We start from the raw sequence: 23,747 nt of genomic DNA on the forward strand, positions 1-23,747 counted from the left end.
CACTGGCGTCCAGGCGCCGATTCCTTCGTATGGCACGCGAATCCGGTTAGCGGCCGGCTGGTCGGATGGAACCCCTGGGGTTTGTGTGAGAAGTGCAGGTCACACAAAGGTGTGCTGGTTCTCCTGGCAAGACTCACAGCGGACCGCTACTGTTTTAACCGAGTACAACCCAGGCTGTCGCTCTGGCAGCCACCTTGTCGCCACAGCCGGGAGACCGGCCGCAACGACTTCCCTATGACACTCAGCCACCTGGAGGCTTCCCGCGTGACCCCGCAGCCCATGAGTCGACGCCAGCGTCGCGAGGCGGAACGTGCTGCCGAAGCTGCTCGTCAAGTCGCTGAGGCGCAGGCCCGAACCGCCCCGTCGTCACCGTCGACGACGCACACCACTCACGTCGCCGGAGCCACTCGCCGCTCACGTCGAGACCTTCACACTCACCGCGCCGAGAACGCTGCCGCCTCCAGCCCCGTCACCGCTCCGAGCCCATCGGCTCTCCCTGACGTCCCGGTCGCCCCGCAGAAGCAGAACCACCCGCAGCGGCCCGTGGCGCCGGCAGCGCCTGCGACGCGCCCAGGGAGCGGTTCAGCGCCGTCGGTCCCGGCAGAGTCGGCGCAGCCCCAGCCCGTCGCACCGATGAGCCGTATGGCCCGCCGGCATCAGAGCACCATCGAAGAGCCCGAGCCCACCTCCCAGCAGCCCTCGCAGACGCCGGCGGCTCAGGCGCACGGCGCCGCATCTGCGGCCCCCTCCGTCTTCACCTCCTCGCCGCAGGTCACCGGTGACACTCGCCCCACCCGGCGCTCCCGCAAGGAGCTGCGCACCGCCCAGGCCTTCGAGGACCCCGAGCAGACGCGGGAGAATCCCGCTGTCCAGAGCTCCGCGCTACCCCAGGCTCATCGCCCCGAGGGCCACTCCGAGCTCCACCACGACCAGCACCACTCGCATCGTGGCGACCAGGCCGCGCCCGCCGCGGCACCTTCAACGCCCTCGGCGCTGTCGCCCCTGGTTGCAGCCTCACTGGCCGAGTCCACCTCAGGGTTCGAGCCGGCAGCCGCTCACCCCGTCGGTGCCACGCCGTGGTGGGCCGCTAGTGGCACACCTCCTGCTTCGCCCAGCGACGCACAGCGTCACGGTCATCGGCACGCAGCCGCGCAGACCGCCTCCGCCGCAGCCCCAGCCTCGACCGCCTCGGCCAAGCCCGTCGTCGCCGCCACGTCCCACCACACCGCCTCCTTCGACGTCCCTGGCGCGCAGGCGGACCACCCCGCCGTCCAGACGCCGCAGGCTGAGCCGTCAGCGCTCGCGGAGCAGGCTCCCTCCGCTCCCGAGACGCCCCACGAGATCCGCTTCTCGCAGCGGATCACGGACTTCCGAGGTGCCGAGACCATCGAGGTCCCCGAGGTCCGCAAGATCATGGCCGCCCGCAAGGCCGGGGTGCCGCTCGCGGACGAGGAGACCATCCGCGCCATCAAGGCCGCCCGGAGCACTAGGAAGACCAAGTCCGAGAAGTCAGCCGCCCAGGCCAAGCGAGGCGAGGCGGCCGATGAGGCCGGCTCCCCGACGTCGTCGGCCAAGGCCAAAGCGGCATCGAAGCCGGAGGCCCACCGCGACTCCTCGACCGGACCTGCCCCCGCCCGTCCCGCCCGCCGCCGCACCGGCTCCGGGATTCTGGGGCGCACCGCCGTCCTGTCGGTCCTGGCCGTGGTCACGGTGCTCGCTCCCTTGTCCAACCACCTCGACAACACCCCGTTGGCCTCGGCCGCCATGAAGATGCACCCCAGCGGCTCCAGCACGCAGAGCCCGGCCGCCGGTGGCACGAAGGCCTCCTCCGTGGCCAGCGCCGTGCTCGGCAGCGACGACCTGGACGACGACTCCGACACCCAGCTGTCCAACGTGCCCGACGCCGCCACCCGCGCCAGGATCCGTGAGGCCTTCCAGAACGCCGCCAAGACCTGCTCCTCGGCCACCGGCGCCTCCGGCGACACCACCGCCTTCAGCTCCAAGCCGCAGCTGTTCTACCCGATGCTTCCGGGCACCTACGAGATCTCGTCGGAGTACGGTTACCGCACCCACCCCACCCTCGGCTACCGCAAGCTGCACGCCGGGCAGGACATGGCCGCCCCCGTGGGGACGCCCATCTACGCGGCCGCCGCCGGCACCGTCACCACCGCCGGCATGGTCGATGGCACCGGAACCATCACCATCAAGCATGAGATCGACGGCCAGGTCTGGTACACCAGCTACCTGCACATGTACGAGGACGGCATCCACGTCAAGGTCGGTGACACCGTCACGGCCGGTCAGATGATCGCCGGCGTGGGTAACACGGGCCGGTCCTCCGGTTCTCACCTGCACTTCGAGGTGCGCACCAAGGACGACACCGCCGACGAGTCCACCGTGGAGCCGTGGGGCTGGCTCAAGCAGCACAACGCCGTCGAGCTCACCACCAACTGCAGCTGAGGGAGACCCACTGTGCCGCCTGCCGCGTCACGAACCCGCCGTCCTGCCGTCATTGCCCACCGCGGCGGCGGACGCGAGGTTCCCGAGAACACCTGGAGCGCCGTCGAGCACGTGGCCGCGCTCGGGCTGGAGTGGATGGAGACCGATCTGCGGCTGACCGCCGACGGCGTCGTCGTGCTCAGCCACGACGAGGACCTGCGGCGTACCGCGAACGACCCCCGCACCGTGGGGGAGGTCATGTGGGCCGAGCTGGCCGACCTCGACTCCGGCGACGGGCGCGGCTTCGTCCGGCTCGACGACGCCCTGTACGCCCAGCCGGCGATGAAGTTCAACATCGACCTCAAGGACTCCTGCGTCGTCCAGGCGGCCCTGCAGACGGTGCGCGACGCCCAGGCTCTCGACCGAGTCCGGTTCGCCTCCTTCTCCGCCCGCCGGCTGGCCGTGCTGCGCCGCCAGGAGCCACGGGCCATGACCTCACTGGGCGTCAGTGACGTGCTCGGCCTCATGCTGCGCAGCGAGGCGGCCGTCCCCCTGCCCCAGACCCGCTGGGGCTGGACCCGCGGCAGAGTCGACGCCGTCCAGGTGCCGGAGAGCTACCACGGCGTTCCGGTGGTCACCCGCCGCTTCGTCGCCTCCGCGCACACCGCAGGCCTGGAGGTCCACGTCTGGACGGTGGACGACCCCGAGCGGATGCGCTACCTGGCCGACCTCAACGTGGACGCCATCATGACCGACGTCCCCAGCCTCGCCCTCAAGACCCTCAGCTGAAGGGCCGTCAAGAACCCGGAGCCGGAGGATGGCCTCGCGGAACTCGCTTGGGCTCCGCCTCGGCCAGGGGAATTGTGCCGCAACACGCATGAGCGAGCCCCCGCCGCGAGTGGCGACGAGGGCTCGGAGGTAGTGCCCCGGACAGGATTCGAACCTGCGACCTTCTGCTCCGGAGGCAGACGCTCTATCCACTGAGCTACCGGGGCCCGAGGCGTGACTGTACCAGCGTCCCGGTCCCGGAGCGAAACCGGCGCGAGACATGCGACATGTCCCACGATGCCCGGCAGCCGCCGGGCTCGCTCGCGATCCGGCCCGCCCGTTGACGGTACGCTGACGCGCGTGACCCCAGAAGAGCTTGCCGCAGCCATCCGCACCGTCCTGGAGGAGACCTCCGCCGAGGGCTCCCTCGCCCTGCCCGCCGCCGAGATTCCCGACCCCCGCGTCGAGCGCCCCCGCAACCGCGACCACGGTGACTGGTCCACCAACGTGGCCATGCAGCTGGCCAAGAAGGCCGGCACCAAGCCGCGCGATCTCGCCGAGCTCCTCGTCCCTCGTCTTGAGGCCCTCGATGGCATCTCCTCCGTGGAGGTCGCCGGCCCCGGCTTCCTCAACATCCGCCTCGATGCCGCCAGCGCCGGCGAGCTCGCCCGCTCCATCGTCGACGCCGGTGAGAACTACGGCCGCAACGACTCCCTGAGCGGCCAGCACATCAACCTCGAGTATGTCTCGGCCAACCCCACCGGGCCGGTCCACCTCGGTGGCGCCCGCTGGGCCGCCGTCGGCGACTCCCTGGCCCGAATCCTGTCCGCCTGCGGCGCCCAGGTCACCCGGGAGTACTACTTCAACGACCACGGCACCCAGATCGACCGCTTCGCCCTCTCCCTACTGGCCTCCGCACGCGGCCAGGAGACCCCCGAGGACGGCTACGGCGGCGCCTACATCAGCGAGATCGCCCAGCAGGTGACCGCCGACGAGCTCGCCGCCGGCCGCCCCGACCCGGCCACCCTGCCCGACGCCGAGGCCACCGAGGTCTTCCGCTCCCGCGGCGTCGATCTCATGTTCGCCGCCGTCAAGGCCGAGCTGCACGCCTTCCGCTCCGACTTCGACGTCTTCTTCCACGAGGACTCCCTGCACACCTCCGGCGCCGTCGAGCGCGCCATCGCCCGCCTGCGCGAGCGCGGCGTCATCGAGGAGCGCGACGGCGCCACCTGGCTGCGCACCACTGACTTCGGGGACGACAAGGACCGCGTCCTCATCAAGTCCGACGGCAACGCCGCCTACTTCGCCGCCGACCTCGCCTACTACCTGGACAAGCGCGAGCGCGGCGCCGACTGCGCCCTCTACCTGTTCGGGGCCGACCACCACGGCTACATCGGCCGCATGATGGCCATGTGCGCCGCCTTCGGGGACACCCCCGGCACCAACATGCAGATCCTCATCGGACAGCTCGTCAACCTCGTGCGCAACGGCGTCCCGGTGCGCATGTCCAAGCGCGCCGGCACTATCGTCACCCTGGAGGACCTGGTCGACGCCGTCGGCGTGGACGCCGCCCGCTACGCCCTGGCCCGCTCCTCCATGGACTCCATGATCGACATCGACCTGGACCTGCTGGCCTCCTCCACCTCCGACAATCCCGTCTACTACGTCCAGTACGCCCACGCCCGCACCCGCAACGTGGCCCGCAACGCCGCCGAGCACGGCGTGAGCCGCGACCCGAACGAGGCGCCCTTCGAGCCCGGCGCCCTGGACGATCCGGCCGACGCCGCCCTGCTGGGGGTCCTGGCCCAGTTCCCCGCCACCGTGGCCCAGGCCGCACAGCTGCGTGAGCAGCACCGTGTGGCCCGCTACCTCGAGCAGCTGGCCGCCGCCTACCACACCTGGTACGGCGCCACTCGCGTCACCCCCCGTGGGGATGACGCCGTGGACTCCGGGCACGTGGCCCGCCTGTGGCTCAACGACGCCGTCGGGCAGGTCCTGGCCAACGGGCTCGACCTGCTGGGTGTGAGCGCACCCGAGAGGATGTGAGAATCGATGACTGACCAGATTCCCGCCGGAGAGCCGCCCCTGGGGTCACTGGCCTGCCCCGAGCCCGAGGACCGTCCTGACCTGTGGCCCACCACGGCACGGCGCACGGACGACGGCGAGCTCGTCCTGGGCGGGCTGACCGTCTCCGAGATCCTCACCGAGGCCCCCAGCCCCGTCTTCGTCCTGGATGAGGCCGACCTGCGTGGCCGCGCCGCCTCCTGGGCCGCTGCCATGCATGAGGAGTTCTGGCCCAGCTATGGCATGGCCGGGGGAGAGGCCTTCTATGCCGGGAAGGCCTTCCTGACCACCAAGGTCGCCCAGTGGGTCCTCGAGGAGGGCATGGGCATCGACACCGCCAGCCGCGGCGAGCTCGCCGTGTCCCTGGCCGCCCTGCAGGACGTGGACGGGGAGGAGGCCACCACGGACGCCACCCGTCTGGGCCTGCACGGCAACGGCAAGACGCAGGCCGAGATCGCCGTCGCCCTCACCCACCATGTGGGTCACCTCGTCCTCGACTCCCTCGAGGAGGTTGAGCTCGCTGCCCGCGCCGTGCGCGAGCTGCGTGCCAGTGGCGTCTACGGGCCCGAGGAGACCGGCAAGGTCATGGTGCGCCTGACCACCGGCGTGCACGCCGGTGGTCACGAGTACATCTCCACCGGCCACGAGGACCAGAAGTTCGGCCTCTCCGTCCACGGAGGCGCTGCCCGGCAGGCCATCGACGCGATCATCGCCGCCTCCGAGCTCGAGCTGCACGGGCTGCACTCCCACATCGGCTCCCAGATCCTGGACCTGGCCGGCTTCCGGGAGGCCGTCGGCATCGTCCTCACCCTGCGCCACGAGGTCGCCGTCGACACCGGGCACCTGTGCCCGGAGGTCGACCTGGGCGGTGGCTACGGCATCGCCTACACCGGGGCCGACCCGGTGCCGCCCAGCCCGGCGCAGGTCGCCCGCACCCTGGCCGAGGCCGTGCGCGAGACCTGCGAGCGTCTTGGAGACGAGGTCCCCACCGTCTCCATCGAGCCCGGCCGCGCAGTCGCCGGCCCGACGACGGTCACCCTCTACACCGTCACCGGCCTCAAGCGTGTCGAGCTGGAGGAGGGGGCCTCGCGTCTCTACGTCAGCATCGACGGCGGCATGAGTGACAACATCCGTCCCGCCCTCTACGAGGCCGCCTACACGGCCCTGGTCGCCAACCGCCGCCCCGACCCGCAGGCCGGGCTGGTGCGCAGCCGGGTGGTGGGCAAGCACTGCGAGTCCGGCGACGTCGTCGTGCGCGACGTGGACCTGCCCGCCGACCTGGCCGTCGGTGATGTGCTGGCCGTGCCCGCCACCGGCGCCTACGGGCGCTCCATGGCCTCCAACTACAACCTCTTCACCCGCCCCGGCGTGCGCTGGGTGCGCGAGGGCGAGTCGGGCTGGGTCCTGCGCCCCGAGACCATCGAGGACCTCCTACGCCTGGAGGGCTGAGGCCTCCTATCGGTCGCTCACTGAAGCGCCGTCGTGCCAGGAACAAGTCCTGCGACGACGGCGCTTCTGTATATGTTCTGATAAAACGATGAGGTGGCCCTGAGGGCAACAACAACCTTAAAGAGTGCTGGGTGTAGCCACTTCAAAGGCGGGGTGGATGTCGATTGTTTTGGAGGGCTGACACAACTGACGTGCGGCTTGCCTGATAGGAGAGACACAGGGGCGGCATGGCCCGGCGACAGATTTCTTGTAGGAAACCTACAAGAAAATGGGTTTCTGTTTGTCAGAATAGCGGGTTTGGATGTGACGAGACTGTGACGTCGCGCGTGTTTTGAGTGTTCCCTGTTCCCAATCAGTCGGTTTGTGACACAGTGGTCTTGGTCATCACGGGGCGGCCTTTCCCTCTCCTGAACAGACGGTGGGAACGTTCGGTGATGTTTCACAAGGCAGACCCTTGTCATCTATGCCAGGAATCCGGAGAACCCATGAACACAATGTCCACGGGCGCCGCCTCTCGGCCGGCCCTCACGCGAGGGGCGGTGAGGGGGGCCGCCGCCATCCTCACTCTCTTCCTTGTCGCGATCTTGTCGCAGTTCGCCCCCCAGGCGAGCGCTGAGCAGAACAAGAGCGTCAACGTCACCAACCTGTCTCTGACACGGGTGGACGGTAACAACGTCGAGCAGGACGGACAGCTCAACACCTACGACCTCGCCCGTCTCAGCTTCGACTGGAGCGGCGTCGACGCCAACCTCAAGAGCGGCGACTCCTTCACGATCGGTCTGGGTGAGTACTTCACCAACCTGCAGAACAGTGAGACCCACCCCATGACCGTCGAGTACGGCGGCAAGGATGTCGAGGTCGGTACCTGCACCCTGACCGTCAAGGACGTCACCTGCACCTTCAACTCCAAGGTTGACGAGCTCAAGGCCGCCGGCTTCCACAACTTCAAGGGTTCCGGCTCCGCCCTGGTGTCCGTCGCCAAGGCCACCGACGTGCAGTCCGTTGACTTCACCGTCAACGGTGTCACCACGACCGTCACCCTGCCCGGCGGTGGCGGCATCGGCGGCCCCAAGGAGAGCGACTGGGAGCTCACCAAGTGGGCCTCCAGCTTCTACAACAACTACAAGGAGCTGACCTGGGGTGTGAACTTCGGGACCAACCAGACCACTGGTGGCAAGCTCGGCAAGACCTTCGACGGCTCCCGCCAGAGCATCGTCTTCACCGACACCCTCGGTGGCGGCATGACCTTCAACCAGGTCGACGCCACCCGCACGGTCCTCAACCTGCGTCCCGCTGACGGCAAGTCCATCCCGCTGACCAACGCCGCCGGCCAGGACTCCACCACCCAGTACGGTGACTACGACGTCAAGGCCACCTACTCCGAGGACGGCCGCACCGCCACCTACGAGGTGACCGGTCCGTTCCAGAACGGCACCAACTTCACCCTGGAGTACCCCGTCTCCTTCGTGGACGCCAACGGTAAGGCCGTCGCCGCCTCACGAGGCACCTCCTACGAGAACACCGTGAACCTCAACGGTACGGACCTGACCAGCACCCAGAAGCAGTCCTACGTCCAGTACTTCGACATCTCGGTCCAGATGGAGCCCGGCTTCGGCAGCTTCAACGTGACCAAGGTCGTCGAGGGCGAGGCTGCCGCGAAGGCCGCCGGCTCCAGCTTCGTCGTCGACGTCGCCTACGAGCTGCCGGCCGCTGCCAGCTCCTACCCGGACTGGAAGGCTCCCGAGGGCCAGAAGGCCACCGGCGACGGCCGCACCGGAACCTCCTCCGTCACGGTCAAGCCCGGTGAGCCGGTCACCTTCGACGGCACCTTCCCCGTGGGCACCAAGGTCACGCTCACCGAGGACACCTCCAAGGCCCAGCCCGCCGCCTCCGGCTTCAGCTGGGGCGAGCCGGTCTTCACCATCGACGGCCAGAAGACCAACACCTTCACCATCCGCGACCAGGAGATCGTCAATGTCTCTCTGACCAACACGACGACGACCACCTCGACGCCGCCGACGACCACGCAGACCCCGCCCACGGTGACCACTCCGCCGGCGACCCCGCCGACCACCACGCAGGCCCCGCCCACGGTGACCACTCCGCCGGCGACCCCGCCGACCACCACGCAGCAGCCGCCGAGCACCCCGGGTGCTCCGGTGCCGCCCACCTCCACCCCGAGGACGCCGAACGGTGGCACCCCGCCGCTGGCGCACACCGGTGCTAACGCCGTTGCGCTCGTGCTGCTCGCCGGCGCCGGCCTGGGTGGCGGTGCCCTGCTGGTGGCTCGTCGCCGCAACGCCTCCTGAACGCGGGTGACCGCTTCTCGAGCCTGAACGCTCTGTCAGCAGAGCCCATCCAGTGGCCCCTCTCCGGTTCAACCGGGGTGGGGCCACTGGCCGTCTGCGCCCTGGGGTCCCGCCCCGACGGTCCGGCTCGGTGGATCTACCGAAAGCAGGAGAGCCCCATTCGATCGTCTCGGCCGTGGGGAGGAGGAGGCCGCCCCGCTAATCATTCTCTCGAGGGGCGCTTATCGTGTGGCTGTTTTCTAGCCTGAAGGCATGAGCGCAACAACCTCCTCCTCTTCGTCCTCACTGACCTCCTTCCTCTCCTCCCTGGAGCAGCCGCCTCCGGCCTGGGGGTACTCCGACAGCGCGGCCGCCCCGGTATCTCTGGGACTGGGGCGGGTGATCGGCCGACTGCTCAAGCAGATCATCTGGCGTCGCTGAGAACTCCGCCTCGTCCGCGCGCAGCCTCAGGCCAGCGCCGGAGGCACCCCCGCCGGCCTCATCGCACCGGGGAGCACAGAGCCGGTCGTGTGTCCACAGGCGGACATGCAAGCGCTCCACGGCCGATGCCCCTTATGCTGGCCCGCAGTGATGGCCAGCGCCGGTGGGCGGTCGGTTGACCGTGCCAGCCGATCGGCCCCATCGCATGACGCAGTCGAAGTGCCCACACGCGGCACGCAACACAGCACACACAGCAAGGTGGTCATCCCGTGGCTCAGGACCTCTCACCCGCCCAGCGCACACTGACCGTCGGCGTCCTCGGCGCCGGGACCGTCGGAAGCCAGGTCATTCGCCTCCTCACCGAGCAGGCCGACGACTTCGCCGCCCGCTCCGGCGCACGTCTTGAGATCACGGGCGTCGCCGTCCGCGACGTCAACGCGCCGCGCGACTTCGCCGTCCCCCAGGACCTCCTTACCGATGACGCCACCGCCGTCGCCACCGGCAACGACCTGGTCATCGAGCTCATCGGCGGGATCGAGCCGGCCCGCACCCTCATCCTGGCCGCCTTCAAGGCCGGGGCCAGCGTCATCACCGGCAACAAGGCCCTCATCGCGGCCCACGGCCCCGAGCTCTACACCGCCGCCGCGGCCGCAGGCACCGACTTCTACTACGAGGCCGCTGTCGCCGGTGCCATCCCGGTGGTCTACGCGCTGCGCGAGTCCATGGCCGGCGACCGCGTCACCAGCGTGCTCGGTATCGTCAACGGCACCACCAACTACATCCTCGACGAGATGAGCACCAAGGGACTCTCCTTCGAGACCGCCCTGGCCACCGCCCAGGAGCTCGGCTACGCCGAGGCCGACCCCACCGCCGACGTCGACGGCCTGGACGCCGCCGCCAAGGCCGCCATCATCGCCTCCCTCGCCTTCCACACCCGCGTGGGCCTCGACGACGTCTCCGTCGAGGGCATCCGCGAGGTCACCGCCGACGACATCCGCGAGGCCCACGCCTCGGGCTGCGAGCTCAAGCTCCTCGCCATCGCCCAGCGCCGCGACGACGAGCAGGCGCAAGGCGTCTCCGTGCGCGTCCACCCCGCCCTCGTCCCCAACGACCACCCGCTGGCCAGCGTTCACGGTGCCTACAACGCCGTCCTGGTCGAGGCCGAGAGCGCCGGGCGCCTCATGTTCTACGGTCAGGGAGCGGGAGGAGCCCCGACCGCCTCAGCGGTCCTGTCCGACGTCGTCGCAGCCGCCGCCCACCGGGTCCACGGCGGCCAGGCCCCCCGCGAGTCCTCCTACGCGAGCCTGCCGGTCCTCGGCCCCGAGGCCGCTGTCACCCGCTACCAGATCCAGCTGCGCTCAGACGACGCCGTCGGCTCCCTGGCCGCGATGGCCTCCGTCTTCGCCGAGAACGAGGTCTCCATCAACTCGGTGCGCCAGAGCGCCTACGTCACCTCCGACGGCAGCCACGACCAGGCCATCGTCACCTTCGTGACCCACCCTGCCCCCGTCTTCCACCTCGACGCCGCCGTCGAGGGCCTGCGGGACTCCGACCGGGTCGCCGAGGTCGTCTCCATCCAACGCGTCGAGGGCGAGTGACATGCGCATCGTCTACGAGCGCGCGGCCGTCCGGGTCCCGGCCACGACGGCGAACATGGGGCCGGGCTTCGACTCCTTCGGCATGGCCTTCCGCTACTACGACGAGGTCTCGGTGCGGCCGATCACCGGCACCACCCGCGTCATCGTCGAGGGCGTGGGTGCCGAGACGGTCCCCACCGATGATGACAACCTCGTCGTGCAGGCGCTGCGAGCCGGTCTGGACGTCGTCGGCGCCCCACAGGCCGGCTTCGAGATGCGCTGCGTCAACCGGATCCCCCACGGCGGGGGCATGGGCTCGTCCGCCAGTGCCGCCGTGGCCGGACTCATGCTGGCGCGCGGCCTCATCGCCGAGCCCGAGGCCCTCAGCGATGACCGGATCTTCGCCCTGGCCACCGACTTCGAGGGCCACCCCGACAACGTCGCGCCCGCCGTGTTCGGAGGCGCCGCTGTCGCCTGGGTCGAGCGCGGGGGACGCCCGCGCATGGCGCCCATGCCCGTGGACGCCTCCCTCGGGGTGAGCCTGCTCATCCCGCCGGCGACGACGCGCCTGTCCACCAAGGAGGCCCGTCAGGTCCTGCCGGTCTCCGTGCCGCGCGAGGACGCCCTGTTCAACACCTCCCGGGCCGCCGTGCTCATGCTGGCGCTCGCCGGGCGTCCCGACCTGCTCATGGCCGGAACCGAGGACCGCCTCCACCAGGAATACCGGCGTGGGGTCCTGCCCGCCTCGATGGCCGTCATGGACTCGCTGCGCGAGCAGGGTTACCCGGCCGTCATCTCCGGCGCCGGTCCCACGGTGCTGGTCCTGTCCACCCTGGCCGACCAGACCCGCTTCGCCCTGGAGAACCACGGCTGGAGCGTACTCAGCCCCGGAATCGACACCCGTGGGGCGGTCCTGACCTCCTGATCCGTGCGAACGGCTTCTTCATCCGCCTCCCTGATCGCGGGCGTCCTCGAGTCCGAGGACGCCCGCGATCTGCGTCCGTCTCGAATCCTTGGTGAGGTGTGCTGTCTCCTCACTTCTGAGGCATGTGAGTGTCATGACTTCTGAGACACCCGCTCGGGCGGGAACCTTGGGCAGGCTAGTGGCTCTGGAGGTGAGGCATGACGGGGTGTGGGTGTCCATGGTGCTGACATTAAAGGCGTAGCGGCGCTGCACGCCGGAGAGAAACCGCAGTATTCCAACGATGCCCGCTGGGCGCACTGACGTCGGGCCCGCTCATGTCAGCGCTGTGGACACCGGGCCGCGCAGGAGTGAGTCCGGGGTTCTTGCGGCACGGCCCGGCGCCTCCGTCACAGGTCCGCCCCTACCGCTCCCTGTCCGCCGCCTGCGCAGGGTCCCGGTGGTCATGGTTCGACTCCGGCTTCGCAGTGAGTCTCGCCTCGGGTCGGCCTGCTCCACGAGGGTCGGGATCCACTGGCCAAGGGTTGTGCGTACTGCACGAAGGTCCCACCTACCTGCAGTACCCCCGACCTTCCTCCAGTAGCATCCCACCCTCGTTCAGTGTGTCCAGGCGATGCCGGCAGCCACCGCAGTGACCGGGTCAGTCTGCTCCGGCAGGCCGAGGCAGCAGCTCTCCCATCTGGCAGACGCTTCCAAGCGGTGTCTTGAGATGTCATGACATTTGAAACTCTCAGAGGTCGTGAGGCAACACAGAATCCCCGGTGAGGCGGCAGAGCCCTGCTTCCACGTGGGACGTGCACCACATCTGGGTAGTTGAGAAATAAACTATGAGCTTCTCCAGTTCTCTCAGAACACAAGAAATCATTGAGATCCAGTGTTGAGAACAGGGAGGACGTCTGATGCAGTTCGGGATCTTCACAGTTGGAGACATCACGACCGATCCGGCTACTGGCAAGGCTCCCAGTGAGCATCAGCGCATCAAGAACACAGTCGAGATGGCGGTCCTGGCCGAGCAGGCGGGTTTGGACTTCTTCGCTACCGGGGAGCACCACAACCCACCCTTCGCGCCGTCGTCACCCACCACCCTGCTGGCCAACATCGCTGCCCGCACGGACAGGCTGCTCCTGAGCACTGCGACCACCCTCATCACGACTAATGACCCGGTGCGTCTGGCCGAGGAGTACGCCTACCTCCAGCACCTCTCCGACGGGCGCGTCGACCTCATGATGGGGCGTGGCAACACCGGGCCGGTCTATCCCTGGTTCGGCAAGGACATCCGCAAGGGCATCTCGCTCGCGGTGGAGAACTATGACCTGCTGCGCCGCCTGTGGCGCGAGACCAATGTGGACTGGGAGGGTGAGTTCCGCACCGCGCTGCAGGACTTCACATCCATGCCCCGCCCACTCGACGGCGTCCCGCCCTTCGTGTGGCACGCCTCCATCCGCTCGCCCCAGATCGCCGAGCAGGCCGCCTATTACGGAGACGGATACCTCCACAACAACATCTTCTGGCCCATCGACCACGTCAAGAAGATGGTCGACCTCTACCGAGAGCGCTTCGCCTTCTATGGTCATGGTCGGCCCGAGCAGGCGATCGTGGGCTTGGGCGGACAGATCTTCGCCGCCAGGAGTGAGACCGAGGCCATCGAGCGATACACCCCCTACTTCCGCAACACCTACGTCTACCAGGGGGCGTCGCTGGAAGAGATGACACAGCACACGCCTCTCGCGGTCGGCACGCCTGAGCAGATCGTGGAGAAGTACCTGACCTACCGGGACGCGATCGGCGACTACCAGCGTCAGGCCTTCAACCTGGACCTGGGCGGCGTCCCGCACAAGGAGATCATGAAGCAGATCGAGTACCTGGGTTCCGAGATCGTTCCGGCGCTGCGCGCCGAGCTGGAGTCCACCAGGCCCGAAGGGGTTCCCGACGCGCCGCTCCACCCGCGCCACCGGGCCCTGCTGGAGGGGGCCGAGCCTCCGGCTGAGGAGCCCTTCTCCCTGTCCAACGAGTTCGACCCGCTCACGGGCCGGAAGGTGAGGATCTGAGATGGCATGGGGAACCCGTGACACGACGAGTGACAGGCAGGAGATGGATGACGTGACCGCTGATACGACCGCGCCCGTCGCCCCTTCTGGGGGCACCCAGTCCCTGGCCGGATCGCCGACCTATGACGCCTACGCCAATACCCAGATGGGGCGTCTGAGCCGGATCGTGGCTCTGCACGCCGGGGTCTCGGAGCCCTCGACCTCCCAGAAGCTCGCCGAGCGGCTGGCTGAGTCGACTCGCAAGGCCCTGGAGGCCGACTCCCGCCTGGCCAGCATCGAGGTCATCGGGCTCAGGCCCCTGGTCAAGGACATCGCCCTGGCCGGTGTGGGTGGGCCGGTGTCCGCCGACCTGCAGAAGGTGATCGATGCCCTGTCCGCCGCCGACGGCGTCATCCTGGTCAGCCCGGTCTTTCAGGCCTCCTACTCCGGACTGTTCAAGTCCGCCATGGATGTGCTGCCGGCGGGCACGCTTGAGGGCGTCCCCGTCCTGCTGGGGGCGACGGCCGGCACTGCGCGGCACAGTCTTGTGACCGAGATGGCGCTGCGGCCGCTGGTCGTCTACATGAAGGCCCTGCCGACGCAGACCGCCGTCTTCGCGGCCAGTGAGGACTTCGGCGCGGCCTGGCAGACGCCATCATCCTCTGAGAGGCCTGAGTCGCCTTTGAGTGAGCGCGTGGCTCGGGCGGGGCGGGAGCTGGCCACGCTCATGGAGCGCTTCCCGCGCCAGGCGCCGGTTGACCCGCTGGCCGACTTCGCGCCCATGGAGACGCTTCTCGCAGGTCGCTGAGGCCGTGAGCCTGGGAGCTTGAAGGGCAAGAGTCGACTTGGTTGTGTCCGAGTCGATCAGTCCGGTGGGGCTGATCGTGCGTACGGTCGGCCCCACCGGCGTCACGGCGACGACGAGAACTGCCATGGATGGAATAATGGCTGCATCCCCGGCGTTGCTTGCCGGTGTTCCGTTAGGTGCTGCTTCTCCGGGCTGCTATGATGACGCTGTCGGCCGCACGGATCGCACCACGCCGCTGACCGCACCAGCCCCGGACCTGAGGCTCAGGTCTCAGCAGAAGCCAGCAGTGCATGACCCACCCCTGTGAATGATTCCGGGGGAGTCTCCCCAGTTGAACGCCCCTTCTTCGGAGCGTCATCACACCGTTAGGACACTCGTGACCGAGACCTCCAGCGCCCAGCCCTCGCTTTCCACCATGCGTCTGGCCGAGCTTCAGTCGCTTGCCAGCTCCATGGGCCTCAAGGGCACCTCCCGTATGCGTAAGAGTGAGGTCGTCGCCGCCATCCGTGAGGCGCGCGGCTCCTCCGCTTCCACTCCCGACTCCCACAGCACGTCGAAGAGCTCGCCCGATGCCCGGGCGACCGACGCCGCTGACTCCTCCTCAGCGGCCAGTGAGCCCGTAGCTGAGCAGGCCCCGGCCGCCGCCTCCGGGCGCTCCCGCCGTCGTCGCGCCACCGCGGCCTCCGGAGCCCCCGAGGAGCGCCAGTCCGTGCCGGCCCTCGACCTGGGCCTCGATCTGCCGGATCGCTCCGGCTCCTCCGGCAGTGACTCGGACAGCGGCTCCGGCCGTGACGAGGAGCGCCCCGCACGCAGCCGGTGGCGCGAGCGATCCGAGACCACCGACGGCGATGACCGCGACTCCTACGGTCGCTCGGAGCGCGGCGAGCGCTCCTCGCGCGATCAGTTCCGCCGCGGCCGCCGGCGTGCCCAGGCCTCCGCCGGCGCCCCCGAGAACCAGGAGCGCACCTCACGCGAGCCCCGCACCGACTCGCCCGAGGACCACGCTGACGCCAAGGCCGCCCTCATGCGGGACCTGGCCGACGCCACCGGTACCTCCGTCGTCGAGCCCCAGGAGCGTTCGCGCCGGGGCCGTGACGGCAACGACGAGTCCGACGGCTACGACGAGGAGCGCGGTGGGCGCCGTCGTCGGGGCCGTAAGCGCGGACGCGACCGCTTCGACCGGGACGACCGCGACTCCGGCCGCGAGGGTCGGGACGGCTCCGCGGGGCGCGGCAACCGCAACCAGCCGCGCGAGGACGAGGTCCTCCTGCCGGTCGCCGGCATCCTGGACGTCACCGACAACCAGCACGCCTACCTGCGCACCTCCGGCTACCTGCCCGGCCCCAAGGACGTCTACGTCTCCAACCAGCTCATCAAGGACAACGGGCTGCGTGCTGGTGACGCCGTGACCGGCTGGGTCCGCGAGGGCGGAGAGTCCTCCACGCCCCACCAGGGCGGGCGCAACAACCGCCGTCAGAACCGGGCCGGCCGGGTCAAGTACAACCCCATGGTCAGCGTCGAGACCGTCAACGGCATGGATGCCGAGCGCTCCAAGCGCCGCCCTGAGTTCGCCAAGCTCACCCCCCTCTACCCTCAGGAGCAGCTGCGCCTGGAGACCACGCCCAAGGCCGTCACCCCGCGGATCATCGACCTGGTCTCGCCCATCGGCAAGGGGCAGCGCGGGCTCATCGTCTCCCCGCCCAAGGCGGGTAAGACGATCGTCCTGCAGCAGATCGCCAACGCCATCAGCGTCAACAACCCCGAGGCCCACCTCATGGTTGTGCTCGTCGACGAGCGCCCCGAGGAGGTCACCGACATGCAGCGCACGGTCAAGGGCGAGGTCATCGCCTCCACCTTCGACCGCCCCGCCTCCGACCACACGATCGTGGCCGAGTTGGCCATCGAGCGCGCCAAGCGCCTCGTGGAGCTGGGCCAGGACGTCGTCGTGCTGCTGGACTCCATCACCCGGCTCGGGCGCGCCTACAACCTGGCGGCCCCGGCCAGCGGCCGGATCCTCTCCGGTGGTGTGGACGCCTCCGCCCTCTACCCGCCCAAGCGCTTCTTCGGGGCGGCCCGCAACGTGGAGAACGGCGGCAGCCTGACCATCCTGGCCACGGCCCTGGTGGAGACCGGCTCCAAGATGGATGAGGTCATCTTCGAGGAGTTCAAGGGCACCGGAAACATGGAGCTGCGACTGTCGCGCCAGCTGGCCGACAAGCGCATCTTCCCGGCCGTGGACGTGGCGGCCTCCGGCACCCGTCGTGAGGAGCTGCTCATCGACCCCGCCCAGCTCAAGATCATGTGGCGCCTGCGCCGCCTCTTCGCCGGGCTCGAGCAGCAGCAGGCCATCGAGCTGGTCCTCTCCAAGCTCAAGGACACCCAGTCCAACGCCGAGTTCCTCATGGTGCTGTCCAAGACCACCCCGGCCGGCACGTCCCTGGCCGACGGCGAGGACGAGTAACGCGACCGGCCAGGTGCCCGGTCTCACGCGGCCCAGCCGTTGCGATGGCGCGTGAGACAGTGGCAAAATCTGCTGCTGGCCTCCGGTTCACCCTCGCTCCCGCGTGGGACCCGGGACCCTCTGACGCTTAAGGAGAAACCTATGAAGCAGGGCATCCACCCCGACTACGTGGCCACCACGGTCACGTGCACCTGTGGCAACACCTTCGAGACCCGCTCCACCGTCACCTCCGGTGAGATCCGCGTGGACGTGTGCTCGGCCTGCCACCCGTTCTACACCGGCAAGCAGAAGATCCTCGACACCGGTGGCCGCGTCGCCCGCTTCGAGGCCCGGTACGGCAAGCGCAGCAAGTAGCCGCGTCTCACGACGCCGGCGGCCGGCTCCCAGAGTCGCCGTCGGCGTCGTTTGCATATCGCACGAGTGCCGCTGGTGCCCGTCAGCACGACTCCTAGCCAGTGAAGGAACCCGAGTCCATGAGTGAGGACTTCTCCGCCGCAGAGCCGCTCCTGGCTGAGTACGCGGATATCGAGGCCGAGATGGCCGGGCCCGCGGCCTCCGACCCGGGCGCCATGCGCCGGCTGGGGCGCCGCTATGCCGAGCTGGGCAGGGTCGTGGCCGCCTACCGGGCCTGGCAGTCGGCCAGTGCCGACCTGGCCGACGCCCGCGAGCTGGCCGCGGAGGACGAGGACTTCGCCGCCGAGGTGCCGGCCCTGGAGGCCGCCGAGGCCGCTGCCGGCGAGCACCTGCGCGAGGTCCTCGTGCCCCGGGATCCTGACGACGCCCGCGACGTCATCATCGAGGTCAAGGCCGGTGAGGGCGGTGAGGAGTCGGCGCTGTTCGCCTCCGACCTGGCCCGCATGTACTCCCGCTACGCCGAACGGCAGGGCTGGGCCGTGGAGGTCCTGGACGCCACCGACTCTGACCTGGGCGGTTACAAGGACGTGCGCCTGGCCATTAAGGCCCGCGGGCCCGTGGAGCCCCAGGACGGGGTGTGGGCGCACCTGAAGTACGAGGGCGGCGTCCACCGCGTCCAGCGCGTCCCGGTCACCGAGTCCCAGGGCCGCATCCACACCTCCGCGGCCGGCGTCCTGGTCATGCCGGAAGCCGACGACCCCGGTGAGCTCCAGATCGACGCCGCCGACCTGCGCATCGACGTCTTCCGCTCCTCGGGACCCGGGGGCCAGAGCGTCAACACCACGGACTCGGCCGTGCGCATCACGCACCTGCCCACAGGGATTGTCGTATCCATGCAGAACGAGAAGTCCCAGCTGCAGAACAAGGAAGCGGCCATGCGGGTCCTGCGGGCCCGGCTCCTGGCCGAGCGCGCGGCGGCCGCTGCCGCCGAGGCGGCGCAGGCCCGTCGCAGTCAGGTGCGCACTGTGGACCGCTCCGAGCGCATCCGCACCTACAATTTCCCTGAAAACCGGATCGCCGACCACCGCACCGGCTTCAAGGCCTACAACCTCGATGCCGTTCTTGACGGTGACCTCGGTCCAGTGATCGCCTCGGCCATCGCCATGGACGAGGCCGAACGATTATCCCAGGTGGGTGAGGGCAGTGGTTCCTGAGTTGTGTGGCGGCGCGCCGGCGGGCGCGGTGGACCGCTACGGGCTGCGGGCGCTGGTGCGTCAGGCGGCCGGTCGGTTGGCTGCGGCCGGCGTGACCAGCCCTCAGGTCGATGCCCGCATCCTGGCTGAGCACCTGCTGGGGCGGGCCCTGCTGCTGGCCGACGGCGCCGATGGCGACTTCCCGGCCGCCTATGACGCGCTGGTGCTGCGCCGCGAGTGCCGTGAGCCGCTCCAGCACATCATTGGGCGCATGTGGCTGCGGGGCGCCGAGCTCATCAGCCGTCCCGGTGTGTTCATCGTGCGCCCGGAGACCGAGGTGGTGGCCGGGGCCGCCATTGAGGCGGCCCGGGCGGTCATGGACGGCGGCGGGGGAGTGGTCCTGACAGCCGACCTGTGTACCGGTTCGGGGGCGATCGCGGCCTGCGTCGCCAAGGAGGTGCCGGGAGCCCGGGTGGTCGCCGTTGAGATCAGCGAGACTGCGGCGTCCTTGGCCCGCGAGAACTGCGAGCGGCTGGTGCCCGGTCGCGTCGAGGTGATCCACGCCGACGCCACCGACCCGCTGGTCCTTCACGACCTCAACGGGCAGGTCGACGTCGTTGTCTCCAACCCGCCCTACGTGCCGGCCGGCGCCGTGGAGGACACCGAGACGGAGCAGCACGAGCCCACGGTGGCGCTCTACGGTGGTGGCCCTGACGGGCTGGAGATTCCGATTGATGTCCTGGTGCGCTCGGTCGCGCTGCTGCGCACCGGTGGGGTGCTCGTCATGGAGCACGACCACGAGCAGGGGGCGCTGCTGCGTGCGGCTGCGCTCGGGGCAGGCTTCAAGAAGGCCGAGACCGGCCAGGACCTCACCGGCCGCGACCGCTACCTGCGCGCCGTGCGGTAAACCCCGCCGGCGGGGCCGACGGCGTTGAGAGTCCCAGTGGTTCTGAAAGCCCGTGCGAGCACAACCGCGGCGGGTACTTGATTCGGCTGTGTGATGCTCGCTCGCACTCGGTGAGCTGAGACGCCGCAGTTCGAGCGTATACGGACTGATCAGGCGTGTCAGGGAGTCCAGCCCGGCCGTGGCCGCTTTGTTCAAGACGGGATGTCTTAGGCGGCATACGGTGTCGCTATGGCACTACGACTCGGATTCATCGGCATCGTGACCCGCGATATGTCCGCCTCACTCACCTTCTACCGTCTGCTTGGAGCGGCCGTTCCTGAAAGGAGCGACGAGCCGCATGTCGATACCAGGCTCGAAGACTGCACCATTCTTGCATGGGACACCATCGACCTCATTCGCCGTCTTGATCCCGGTTATGAGTCGCCCTCGGGAGGTCACCGCATCGCCCTGGCCTTTGATCAGGGGACAGTGAGTGCTGTGGATTCCACCTACGCCAGGCTCATCGGAGCAGGATACGAAGGTCGCACCAAGCCATGGGACGCCCCCTGGGGGCAGCGCTACGCCACGGTGCTCGATCCCGATGGCAATAGCGTCGACCTCTTCGCGGCCTTGGAGAACTGAGCCGGCGTCACCCCGACCAAGTGCGCGAACTCGCGGGTCAGATGCGGCTGATCCGCATAACCCGAAGTCGCTGAGACGTGGGCCGGCGAAAGTCCCCGCTGGAGAAGCGAGCGTGCTCGGAATACTCGCTCAATGCGTGCCAGAGTGGTGTACCCGTAGCCGAAGGTCTCCAGCATTCGTCTGCGCAGCGTGCGCTCCGACCAGCCCAGAGCTCGGGCGGCCTGTTGCGCTGGCGCTCCGGTCCGGGCGAGTCGGTGCGCCGTCGTCACCCACGGCTCCGCCTGGTCGACAAGCAGCTCAGAGAGCACGAGATCGGGCCGGGAAGCGTTGCTCGCTCAGGACCGTCTCGGAGTACACCTCTCTATCGTGGAGCCCAGAGCGATGCGAGTCCAGAGACCTGTCGAGGATGGATCGTCAGAGTGGATCCGGCGCTGTATGTATACGCGCCTGGGGGGATGTATGAACGAGGTCAGAAGTTGTCGCCGTCCTTGGTCGATAGCCGCTCCGCCGACTCATGAATCACCTCGGTGGCGTCCTCCAGGAACTCAATGAGCTGATCGACCCGGCTCTCGGGCCAGCCCTCCACCAGGGCAGTCAGTTTCCGGTTGACGGGCAGGAATACCTTGGCAAGGCGATCAACGCCTATGGCATGGATGGTGAATGAGCGCAGGTCCGTCTCACTGGGGCGACGTTCGACCCAGCCGTCGCGGGTGAGCCGGCGTAGCACGCTCGTCATCGTTGTCGTCCCCATCCGGGTTCGGCGGGCGAGGGCAGTGGGGGTCTGCGGACCCTCACGGTGCAGGATGTCGAGTACAGCCAGATCGCTGTCGTTGAGCCCGGTTTGCGCCGCTACAGTGCGGTTGCTGGCGGCGAGCTCGCTATTCATAGCACGCAACGCCCGGATGAGACACTGATCATGAGACCATCTGTTCAAGCGATCCTCCTGATCCGGTTGACCGTGGATGGGTGTCAGGATAGATCGACGGCGAGCTTGCCGCGGACGTGGCCCTTTGCCAGCTCGGTATAGGCGGCGCGAACCTGCTCCAATGTGAATGGGTACGTGCGAGCGATGTCGACCTTGATGACGTTGTCCGCCACCAGTTGTGCTACTTCCTCAAGGTCGATGCGTCCACTGCTGTGTCGTGAACCGGTGAACTGCGCTCCCCTGAGTATCGCCGTGGGTGAGGGAACCAGGGTGCCGATGGAACGGCCCGTCAGCCCGAGATCGCGACCAAGTTTTACGTAGCCGCCGCCGTAGCAGTCCAGAAGCTTGGTGATAGGTGACGGAGCTGCCTCGCGAACCCGACTTGTCAGGTTCTCACCATAGGTGACTGGAATGGTGCCCAAGGAGCGGAGATACTCGGTATTACGGGCGCCGGCGATTCCGATCACGGTGGCACCCCGGCTCAAAGCGAGTTGAGCGGCAATCGAGCCCACGCCGCCTGCGGCGGCACTGATGACAATGACATCGCCCTCGTGCAGGTTCAGCTGTCTGAATGCGCCGCACGCGGTTTGGGAGGCAACACCCAGACAGGCCGCCTGCGTGAATGACAACGGGGCTGACTTCTTGACGACATCGTCGGTGGGTGCCACCAACTCGGTGGTGAACGCTCCGCGGGTGTCGGCCTGGCCGGGGGCGCTTCGCAAGGTACCCAGCACGGCGTCGCCCACGGCGAGGTCCGTGACGTTGGTACCGACTGCGTCGATGACTCCCGCGAAGTCTCGGGCCACGCCCCTGGGGAAACGGGAGAATGCGCCCTCGAGCCACCGTCGAGGGTGAATGAGGCGTTGAACCCGTTCGACAGGTCGCAGGTCGCCTTCGAAGGTCTTGAAATCGAGAGGGTTGAGCCCGACGGCGCGCACCGCGATGCGTACCTCTCCGTCGCCCGGTGCCTGCGTCGGGCGCTCGACCTCCTCCAGAACCTCTGGTCCGCCGAATCTCCGGTACTCGATCGCCCGCCCCATGGTTACCTCCTCTGACTCGCTCGACAGTGAGATGCCGTGCTCACCTTGAACTACTACGTGGAACAAATAGTACGAGATTCGTACTAGTTTAGACAAGGAGGCATCTCTGGATGAGTTTTGTGGGCCTTTCAAGGAGAGGGATGTGGTCAGTCTCGTGACTTCGCCTTTTGCGCCCAGTGCTCACTGTCCGACAGTGTCGTCAATGCCAGCAACGCATCCTTTGTCGGCGAACCCGAGTGCATCCAGGATGATGTCGCTCGTTTAGTCGTTGACCATGAGCGCGAGTTTCGAATCGGGTTGGACACGGGTGGCTCCCCAGGTGCCCGCTCGGGGTCCGGTGTGGCGGGAGTGGTTTCCTGCTTAAGGCAAGGGCTCCTCTCCGGCGGCTTGCCGGTAGCGGCGTGATGCGTCAGTAAGCCTGCTGATCAGCGTCCCCAGGGTCTTCAGGTTCTTCTCTCCGATCTCCTGGCCGACGGTGTCGGCCCAGGCGTGCTGTTCCGCGGTGAGTGCTGTGATCACTCGCCGTCCCTTGCCGGTCAGGACGAGCAGGTTCTGACCGCGCCGCCCGGGATTGGGCTGCCAGTGCGCCCAGTCCTGTGCGACGACATCATTGGCCACCCGCTGCACGCTCTGCCGCGTCAGTCCGACCCGACGCGCGATCTCGGCAACCGGTAGCGGTTCTTCCAGGACGGCGCCCAGCACCTGCCACCGGGCCGGGGTCAGCTCATGTGGGGCCGTGATCGCCGCAGCCGCCTCCAGGAGCTCCCCGTTGAGGGCGAAGGCGGGAAGGACCAAGGCGGTGAGGGCGTCCCCCTCAGGCGTTCTGCCAGGCAACGGTCGCCTCCATGAGGGCCATGTAGTCCTTCTCTCGGCCGTTGAGGAAGACCTGTTCCCAGGAGTCGACCATCGCATCGGGCACAAGCCCGGTGATCCGCATGACCTCCGCGGTGAAGGGGACCGCATGAATGCCTGAGGCCGTGGTGACACCCCGGTCGGTCACCACCGGCGCCTCCACGTAGCGCGCACCGCCTCGGTATCCACTGGCCTTCAGGTACGAGGCGGCGTTCGAGGTGTGACGGCGCTCGTCCAGGAAACCGCCCCGGGCCAGTAGAAGCGTGGCACCGCAGATCGCCGCCACCGGAATCTCCTTGTCCACGAGGTGGCCGACCGCCTCGATGAGCCGCTTGTGCCCGGCCGCGTAGTGGTCCCCTCCAGGGATGACCAGGGCTGCGAGTGAGCCGTCGGCGGCCAGCGCATCCAGGACGTCGAGGTCGGCCTCCGGCGCCAGCGGCAGGTTCCCGAGCGTGCGCACCGGCTCCAGCCCGTCGCCCACGAGCAGCAGTCGAAAGCGCTCGGGCTTGAGGTGCTCCGCGCCCGTGATCTGAGTGGTGAGGTAGGCGTACTCCCAGTCCGCCATGGTCTCGGTCGTGTACAGGGCTATGGTCCGCATCTCGGCTCCCCTC

General features: G+C 68.5%; 20 protein-coding genes and 1 tRNA gene. 15 read left to right on the top strand and 6 right to left on the bottom strand.

All coding sequences use genetic code 11. From position 1 onward, the window contains the following. Window positions 1-264 precede the first annotated feature (264 nt). Window positions 265-2,460 carry a M23 family metallopeptidase gene (locus FK267_RS06605; RefSeq protein ID WP_232622544.1) on the top strand — a complete coding sequence of 732 codons (2,196 nt, stop codon included), beginning with the start codon at window positions 265-267 and terminating at the stop codon, window positions 2,458-2,460. 12 nt (window positions 2,461-2,472) lie between these two features. Next, window positions 2,473-3,228 carry a glycerophosphodiester phosphodiesterase family protein gene (locus FK267_RS06610; protein ID WP_101558586.1) on the top strand — a complete coding sequence of 252 codons (756 nt, stop codon included), beginning with the start codon at window positions 2,473-2,475 and terminating at the stop codon, window positions 3,226-3,228. A 133-nt stretch (window positions 3,229-3,361) separates the two neighbouring features. Here the strand turns inward: FK267_RS06610 and FK267_RS06615 are convergent. After that, window positions 3,362-3,434 (bottom strand) — tRNA-Arg (locus FK267_RS06615). 133 nt (window positions 3,435-3,567) lie between these two features. On the opposite strand from FK267_RS06615, the gene argS reads away from it, so the two are divergent. From argS to FK267_RS06680, 13 genes are all read left to right on the top strand, one after another. Beyond that, window positions 3,568-5,253 carry an arginine--tRNA ligase gene (argS, locus tag FK267_RS06620; RefSeq protein ID WP_141406706.1) on the top strand — a complete coding sequence of 562 codons (1,686 nt, stop codon included), beginning with the start codon at window positions 3,568-3,570 and terminating at the stop codon, window positions 5,251-5,253. Window positions 5,254-5,259: 6 nt separating this feature from the next. After that, window positions 5,260-6,720: a diaminopimelate decarboxylase gene (gene lysA, locus FK267_RS06625; protein WP_141406707.1), complete on the top strand. Its 1,461-nt coding sequence runs from the start codon at window positions 5,260-5,262 to the stop codon at window positions 6,718-6,720. A 485-nt stretch (window positions 6,721-7,205) separates the two neighbouring features. Further along, window positions 7,206-9,029 carry a DUF7926 domain-containing protein gene (locus FK267_RS06630; protein ID WP_141406708.1) on the top strand — a complete coding sequence of 608 codons (1,824 nt, stop codon included), beginning with the start codon at window positions 7,206-7,208 and terminating at the stop codon, window positions 9,027-9,029. 252 nt (window positions 9,030-9,281) lie between these two features. Then, entirely contained in the window at window positions 9,282-9,449 is a 168-nt protein-coding gene (locus tag FK267_RS13420) for a hypothetical protein (protein WP_003786832.1), read from the top strand. 269 nt (window positions 9,450-9,718) lie between these two features. Beyond that, complete coding sequence (locus tag FK267_RS06635; RefSeq protein ID WP_141406709.1) at window positions 9,719-11,047, top strand: homoserine dehydrogenase; 1,329 nt, start codon at window positions 9,719-9,721, stop codon at window positions 11,045-11,047. Window position 11,048: 1 nt separating this feature from the next. Further along, window positions 11,049-11,951 (top strand): homoserine kinase, encoded by a 903-nt coding sequence (thrB, locus tag FK267_RS06640; protein WP_141406710.1) that lies wholly within the window; start codon window positions 11,049-11,051, stop codon window positions 11,949-11,951. Window positions 11,952-12,847: 896 nt separating this feature from the next. Beyond that, on the top strand, window positions 12,848-13,996 hold the full coding sequence (locus tag FK267_RS06645; RefSeq protein WP_141406711.1) for a CE1758 family FMN-dependent luciferase-like monooxygenase: 1,149 nt from the start codon (window positions 12,848-12,850) through the stop codon (window positions 13,994-13,996). 1 nt (window position 13,997) lies between these two features. Beyond that, on the top strand, window positions 13,998-14,783 hold the full coding sequence (locus tag FK267_RS06650) for a CE1759 family FMN reductase (protein ID WP_141406712.1): 786 nt from the start codon (window positions 13,998-14,000) through the stop codon (window positions 14,781-14,783). A 376-nt stretch (window positions 14,784-15,159) separates the two neighbouring features. Next, window positions 15,160-17,244: a transcription termination factor Rho gene (gene rho / locus FK267_RS06660; protein WP_141406713.1), complete on the top strand. Its 2,085-nt coding sequence runs from the start codon at window positions 15,160-15,162 to the stop codon at window positions 17,242-17,244. A 141-nt stretch (window positions 17,245-17,385) separates the two neighbouring features. Continuing rightward, a complete protein-coding gene (gene rpmE / locus FK267_RS06665) occupies window positions 17,386-17,598 on the top strand; it encodes a 50S ribosomal protein L31 (RefSeq protein ID WP_003782958.1) in 213 nt (70 codons plus the stop codon). A 119-nt stretch (window positions 17,599-17,717) separates the two neighbouring features. Then, window positions 17,718-18,812 carry a peptide chain release factor 1 gene (prfA, locus tag FK267_RS06670; protein WP_009407171.1) on the top strand — a complete coding sequence of 365 codons (1,095 nt, stop codon included), beginning with the start codon at window positions 17,718-17,720 and terminating at the stop codon, window positions 18,810-18,812. After that, window positions 18,802-19,698 (top strand): peptide chain release factor N(5)-glutamine methyltransferase, encoded by an 897-nt coding sequence (gene prmC, locus FK267_RS06675; RefSeq protein ID WP_075378619.1) that lies wholly within the window; start codon window positions 18,802-18,804, stop codon window positions 19,696-19,698. Before prfA ends, prmC begins: the two co-directional genes overlap by 11 nt. A 228-nt stretch (window positions 19,699-19,926) precedes the next feature. Further along, on the top strand, window positions 19,927-20,319 hold the full coding sequence (locus FK267_RS06680; RefSeq protein ID WP_141406714.1) for a VOC family protein: 393 nt from the start codon (window positions 19,927-19,929) through the stop codon (window positions 20,317-20,319). Here FK267_RS06680 and FK267_RS06685 read toward each other — a convergent pair. The 5 genes from FK267_RS06685 to FK267_RS06705 all read right to left on the bottom strand — a co-directional run bounded on the left by FK267_RS06685 (window position 20,256) and on the right by FK267_RS06705 (window position 23,734). Then, complete coding sequence (locus FK267_RS06685) at window positions 20,256-20,495, bottom strand: helix-turn-helix domain-containing protein (protein WP_309313450.1); 240 nt, start codon at window positions 20,493-20,495, stop codon at window positions 20,256-20,258. The two genes, FK267_RS06680 and FK267_RS06685, sit on opposite strands and share 64 nt — an antisense overlap. A 293-nt stretch (window positions 20,496-20,788) precedes the next feature. Beyond that, the gene (locus tag FK267_RS06690) at window positions 20,789-21,205 is read right to left on the bottom strand and encodes a MarR family winged helix-turn-helix transcriptional regulator (RefSeq protein ID WP_141406715.1); all 417 of its coding nucleotides are present in this window, start codon (window positions 21,203-21,205) and stop codon (window positions 20,789-20,791) included. Between the two features lie 83 nt (window positions 21,206-21,288). Beyond that, entirely contained in the window at window positions 21,289-22,284 is a 996-nt protein-coding gene (locus tag FK267_RS06695) for an NADP-dependent oxidoreductase (protein WP_141406716.1), read from the bottom strand. Between the two features lie 360 nt (window positions 22,285-22,644). Beyond that, window positions 22,645-23,118, bottom strand: coding sequence for a MarR family winged helix-turn-helix transcriptional regulator (locus FK267_RS06700; RefSeq protein WP_141406717.1), 474 nt, complete (start codon window positions 23,116-23,118; stop codon window positions 22,645-22,647). After that, the gene (locus tag FK267_RS06705; protein WP_141406718.1) at window positions 23,099-23,734 is read right to left on the bottom strand and encodes a DJ-1/PfpI family protein; all 636 of its coding nucleotides are present in this window, start codon (window positions 23,732-23,734) and stop codon (window positions 23,099-23,101) included. Before FK267_RS06705 ends, FK267_RS06700 begins: the two co-directional genes overlap by 20 nt. Window positions 23,735-23,747 lie beyond the last annotated feature (13 nt).

This window comes from Actinomyces oris (assembly GCF_006546825.1).
Taxonomy (GTDB): domain Bacteria; phylum Actinomycetota; class Actinomycetes; order Actinomycetales; family Actinomycetaceae; genus Actinomyces; species Actinomyces oris.

Coding starts and splice junctions, on each gene's coding strand:
- lysA (WP_141406707.1), top strand. CDS start 5,260: ATGACTGACCAGATTCCCGCCGGAGAGCCGCCCCTGGGGTCACTGGCC.
- FK267_RS06630 (WP_141406708.1), top strand. CDS start 7,206: ATGAACACAATGTCCACGGGCGCCGCCTCTCGGCCGGCCCTCACGCGA.
- FK267_RS13420 (WP_003786832.1), top strand. CDS start 9,282: ATGAGCGCAACAACCTCCTCCTCTTCGTCCTCACTGACCTCCTTCCTC.
- thrB (WP_141406710.1), top strand. CDS start 11,049: ATGCGCATCGTCTACGAGCGCGCGGCCGTCCGGGTCCCGGCCACGACG.
- FK267_RS06645 (WP_141406711.1), top strand. CDS start 12,848: ATGCAGTTCGGGATCTTCACAGTTGGAGACATCACGACCGATCCGGCT.
- FK267_RS06650 (WP_141406712.1), top strand. CDS start 13,998: ATGGCATGGGGAACCCGTGACACGACGAGTGACAGGCAGGAGATGGAT.
- rpmE (WP_003782958.1), top strand. CDS start 17,386: ATGAAGCAGGGCATCCACCCCGACTACGTGGCCACCACGGTCACGTGC.
- prfA (WP_009407171.1), top strand. CDS start 17,718: ATGAGTGAGGACTTCTCCGCCGCAGAGCCGCTCCTGGCTGAGTACGCG.
- FK267_RS06680 (WP_141406714.1), top strand. CDS start 19,927: ATGGCACTACGACTCGGATTCATCGGCATCGTGACCCGCGATATGTCC.
- FK267_RS06685 (WP_309313450.1), bottom strand. CDS start 20,495: ATGCTGGAGACCTTCGGCTACGGGTACACCACTCTGGCACGCATTGAG.
- FK267_RS06690 (WP_141406715.1), bottom strand. CDS start 21,205: ATGAATAGCGAGCTCGCCGCCAGCAACCGCACTGTAGCGGCGCAAACC.
- FK267_RS06695 (WP_141406716.1), bottom strand. CDS start 22,284: ATGGGGCGGGCGATCGAGTACCGGAGATTCGGCGGACCAGAGGTTCTG.
- FK267_RS06705 (WP_141406718.1), bottom strand. CDS start 23,734: ATGCGGACCATAGCCCTGTACACGACCGAGACCATGGCGGACTGGGAG.